The organism is Microcystis sp. LEGE 08355, assembly GCF_015207185.1.
In the GTDB taxonomy this organism is placed as follows: domain Bacteria; phylum Cyanobacteriota; class Cyanobacteriia; order Cyanobacteriales; family Microcystaceae; genus Microcystis; species Microcystis panniformis.
In genome coordinates this window covers 1-3515 of record NZ_JADEXI010000489.1, presented here as the reverse complement: position 1 = coordinate 3515, position 3515 = coordinate 1, and the positions used below count along the sequence as shown (strand labels likewise).

Below are 3515 nucleotides of genomic sequence, written 5' to 3'. Positions count from 1 at the left end.
ATTATAGTAATAAGTAAAATAAGGAGGATTAAAGTAAATAACTATGTCTCAACCGATTACCATCGAAGATATCTATAAACTTTTCGAGAAAACTAACGAAAAGTTTGAACAATCACGCCAAGAATACGATCGCCGGGCGGCCGAAGCCAAGGCCGAAGCCGATCGCCGGGCGGACGAATACGATCGCCGGGCGGCCGAAGCCAAGGCCGAAGCCGATCGCCGTTTAGCACAGCTAGAGAAAACAGTGGCAAATACCAGTCGTGCAGTGGATAGTTTAACCACTCGCTGGGGAAGATTTGTCGAGGAATTAGTGGAACCTGCGGTTATTCGCCTATTTCGTGCGAAGGGTATCGATGTCAAAGAAACCTACAGTCGCGCTAGGGTAAAACGCCAAGGAATCGCCATGGAGATTGATATTTTAGCCGTCGATGAAACCGAGGTAGTTTTAGTCGAATGTAAGTCTCGTTTATCGAAAGATGATGTTAATGAATTTCTAGAAAAATTAAGTCGATTTAAAGAAGCATTTCCCCACTATAAGAACTATCAAGCTTATGGTGCAGTGGCAGGAATAGAAATAGATGAAGGAGTAGATCGTTATGCCTATAAACAAGGTTTATTTGTGATTAAACCATCGGGAGAAACAGTAGAAATAATTAATGATTCTGGCTTTGAGCCTAAGTTATGGTAAAAGAATGATGCTCCCATCATAATTTTTTTCCCCCCTTCCCGTTTTCTTAATACTTTCTTTAAGGATTGGCTGAAAGCATTGCCCTGAAAGGCTTTGAGAAACAGAGGATCGGCCGATCAGTTGAAGGGGCGCACCGCTCAAAGGGATAAATGACTATGTTATACTGGGAAAAAACGAAATAATCAATCAAAGAAAGCTATGATCCAAGAATATCTTAATAAAGCGATGGAAACAGCCCATTATGAACTTTTAGAGGATAATGAGGGATTTTATGGCAACATTCCCAATGCTCCAGGAGTTTGGGCAACCGGAGAAACCCTAGAAGCTTGTCGTCGGGAACTCTTAGAAGTCTTAGAAGAATGGATATTATTGGCAATTAAATTAGGTCATCAATTGCCAGAATTTGACGGTTTATCTTTAAAAATAGATTTAGTCGCCTAACATTTATCTAAGTTGAATCATGCCTTATTTTGGTGCAATTTCTCGTTCTAATTTAATTTCAGCTTTGCATAAAGCAGAATTTCAAGGTCCCTACACAGGGAAAAGACACCAATTTATGGAAAAAAATGGCTTAAGAGTCCGTCTTCCCAATCCTCATCAGTCAGATATTAGTATTAATTTACTCAGTAGAATTCTAAAACAAGCTCAAATTTCTAAAGATGAATGGGAGAAATTGTAACTAGAACTTATGCCATTCCCCTAGATGGGGGTGAAATAATGGGTATCATACATAATAAGAGACGATCTTCATGAAACAGGTCATAGAAAATGCCTACCATAAAAATTCAAGCCCAACTATCTAAAGAAGACTTACTAGAAGCCGTCGAACAGTTAAGCTTATCTGAATTAGAAGGTTTTTTTCAAGATATAATTGCGCTAAAAGCGAAACATCATGCCCCTAGTTTATCAAAAGATGAAACCGAATTATTATTAAAAATTAATCAAGGTCTTTCTCAAGATAATCAAGGCCGTTATCAACTTTTAATCAACAAGAGAAATGAAGAAAATTTAACAGAGCAAGAGTACCAAGAATTACTCGAATTGAGCGATCAAATGGAAATTCACCAAACACAACGTCTAGAATATCTAGCCCAATTAGCCCGATTACGTCAAATATCCCTAACGGATTTAATGACACAACTTAGCATCAAACCCATCGTTAATGACTGAAAATAAACTGACAACTCGACTCAAAGAAGTGGTTAAAGCGAGGGCAGATAATTGTTGTGAATATTGCTATTCTCAAGAAAAGTTTGCCACTCAAGGCTTCTCTGTCGAACATATTTATCCTCTGAGTAAAGGAGGTCACACTCATTTAGATAACTTAGCTTTAGCGTGCCAAGGATGCAACAATCATAAATATAATAAAACAGAAGGAACAGATCCCGTTAGTGGGGAAATAGTCTCTCTTTATAATCCCAGACAACAAAATTGGTCAGATCATTTTGCTTGGAGTAATGATTATACTTTGATTATTGGATTAACTTCTATCGGCAGAGTAACAGTAAAAATTTTGCGTTTGAACCGAAAAGGATTAGTTAATCTGCGTCAAATATTATACGCGATGGGAGAACATCCTCCTATTTTAAAAATGATATTTTCTTGATACTTTTTTAAGGATTGGCTGAAAGCATTACCCTGACAGGCTTAGAGAAATAGAGATTCGGGCGATTCGGTTGAAGGGGCGACTTGGTAAAATTGCAAGCATAGAGTACATCTACACCCCTGTATAGTAGCCACACACCTGCTCAAATCCCTTCTTGCGCTCAAATATGCTTCGATACTTAGATTCGATACTTAGAGAGGAATTGGTTCACTATTGGCAATATTATCGATAAGAGCAGCATTATGCCCACTCTTTCTCGCTTTTCCTCTATTTTACACCCTTATTCCCTTTTTGACGAAAATTTGCCAAGTCGTGTATTAGAGATTTACTCAATTTTTGTACCCAGTAAGGGGGCAGAGCATACAGCAGAGGTTATGGTCTTTTGTCAACGGGAAAGTCTAAATATGGTGGCTAGGGCGATAATTAGTTTAGTATTAGTGAAAACTTGGAATGGTTCCGATGATGATGAAATTATTAGGATGTCTAGTCATTTTTGCAAGTTTAGTCAATGTTACACCAGGGATGGCAAATCATCCCCCCCGACAAATTGCCCAAGCGTCTAGCACTTCTTCGATTCAAGGTTATTGTTTTTCAGTCGCTAATGATAATCTGGATGCTACCGCGAGGATTTATATTCAGGGAAATCAAGTCACGGGTCGGGTAGAAGCTACAATTCATAATGAACAAGCAGCTTATTATACTTCCTATACTCAAACCTTACGAGGAACAAGAAAGGGTAATCAGTTAAACTTAAATATCACGACAAAAATTGAGTTAGACACCCAAAAAACTCAAGAAATCTGGACGTTAACCGCAGATTATTTGAATACGGGACGAGTCGTTTATCAAAGACAACCTTGTTTATTGTCTCAAATCCGGTTTGCACCCGGAGCTAATAGCACCACCGTTAATCAATCGGTTGTGCGAGGGAGTCGAAATATTTATCTCTTAAGAGCGAATCAAGGACAGAGAATGGATCTGAAAATTACATCATTAGAAAATAATGCCGTATTTGATGTGATTGCACCGAATGGGGAAATATTGAAAACAGAAGCTACCCAATCTAGTCTAAAATTACCTGCTACTGGAAATTATGAAATAATTGTAGGGGGAACTCGCGGCAATGCCACCTATAAATTAAATGTTAAAATTCAATAAATAGGGTTGGCTGAAAAAGTTTGTTGGTGGGGTTAGGAGTCGGAAATGATATTCAGCAAGCCC

The 3515-nt window shown here is 38.4% G+C and carries 6 protein-coding genes; all 6 read left to right on the top strand.

The features are described 5' to 3' along the window. The first annotated feature begins 43 nt into the window (after window positions 1–43). On the top strand, window positions 44–688 hold the full coding sequence (locus IQ242_RS19805) for a DUF3782 domain-containing protein (RefSeq protein WP_193961141.1): 645 nt from the start codon (window positions 44–46) through the stop codon (window positions 686–688). A 198-nt stretch (window positions 689–886) separates the two neighbouring features. Further along, on the top strand, window positions 887–1129 hold the full coding sequence (locus IQ242_RS19800; protein WP_002787538.1) for a type II toxin-antitoxin system HicB family antitoxin: 243 nt from the start codon (window positions 887–889) through the stop codon (window positions 1127–1129). Between the two features lie 19 nt (window positions 1130–1148). Continuing rightward, entirely contained in the window at window positions 1149–1367 is a 219-nt protein-coding gene (locus IQ242_RS19795) for a type II toxin-antitoxin system HicA family toxin (protein ID WP_193961140.1), read from the top strand. Window positions 1368–1456: 89 nt separating this feature from the next. Then, window positions 1457–1858 (top strand): STAS/SEC14 domain-containing protein, encoded by a 402-nt coding sequence (locus IQ242_RS19790; RefSeq protein WP_193961139.1) that lies wholly within the window; start codon window positions 1457–1459, stop codon window positions 1856–1858. Continuing rightward, window positions 1851–2294 carry an HNH endonuclease gene (locus IQ242_RS19785; RefSeq protein WP_002787542.1) on the top strand — a complete coding sequence of 148 codons (444 nt, stop codon included), beginning with the start codon at window positions 1851–1853 and terminating at the stop codon, window positions 2292–2294. The genes IQ242_RS19790 and IQ242_RS19785 overlap by 8 nt, the downstream gene beginning before the upstream one ends. 450 nt (window positions 2295–2744) lie before the next feature. Continuing rightward, the gene (locus IQ242_RS19780; RefSeq protein ID WP_193961138.1) at window positions 2745–3452 is read left to right on the top strand and encodes a hypothetical protein; all 708 of its coding nucleotides are present in this window, start codon (window positions 2745–2747) and stop codon (window positions 3450–3452) included. The last annotated feature ends 63 nt before the right edge of the window (window positions 3453–3515 follow it).

Coding starts and splice junctions, on each gene's coding strand:
- IQ242_RS19805 (WP_193961141.1), top strand. CDS start 44: ATGTCTCAACCGATTACCATCGAAGATATCTATAAACTTTTCGAGAAA.
- IQ242_RS19790 (WP_193961139.1), top strand. CDS start 1,457: ATGCCTACCATAAAAATTCAAGCCCAACTATCTAAAGAAGACTTACTA.
- IQ242_RS19780 (WP_193961138.1), top strand. CDS start 2,745: ATGGTTCCGATGATGATGAAATTATTAGGATGTCTAGTCATTTTTGCA.
- IQ242_RS19795 (WP_193961140.1), top strand. CDS start 1,149: ATGCCTTATTTTGGTGCAATTTCTCGTTCTAATTTAATTTCAGCTTTG.
- IQ242_RS19785 (WP_002787542.1), top strand. CDS start 1,851: ATGACTGAAAATAAACTGACAACTCGACTCAAAGAAGTGGTTAAAGCG.
- IQ242_RS19800 (WP_002787538.1), top strand. CDS start 887: ATGATCCAAGAATATCTTAATAAAGCGATGGAAACAGCCCATTATGAA.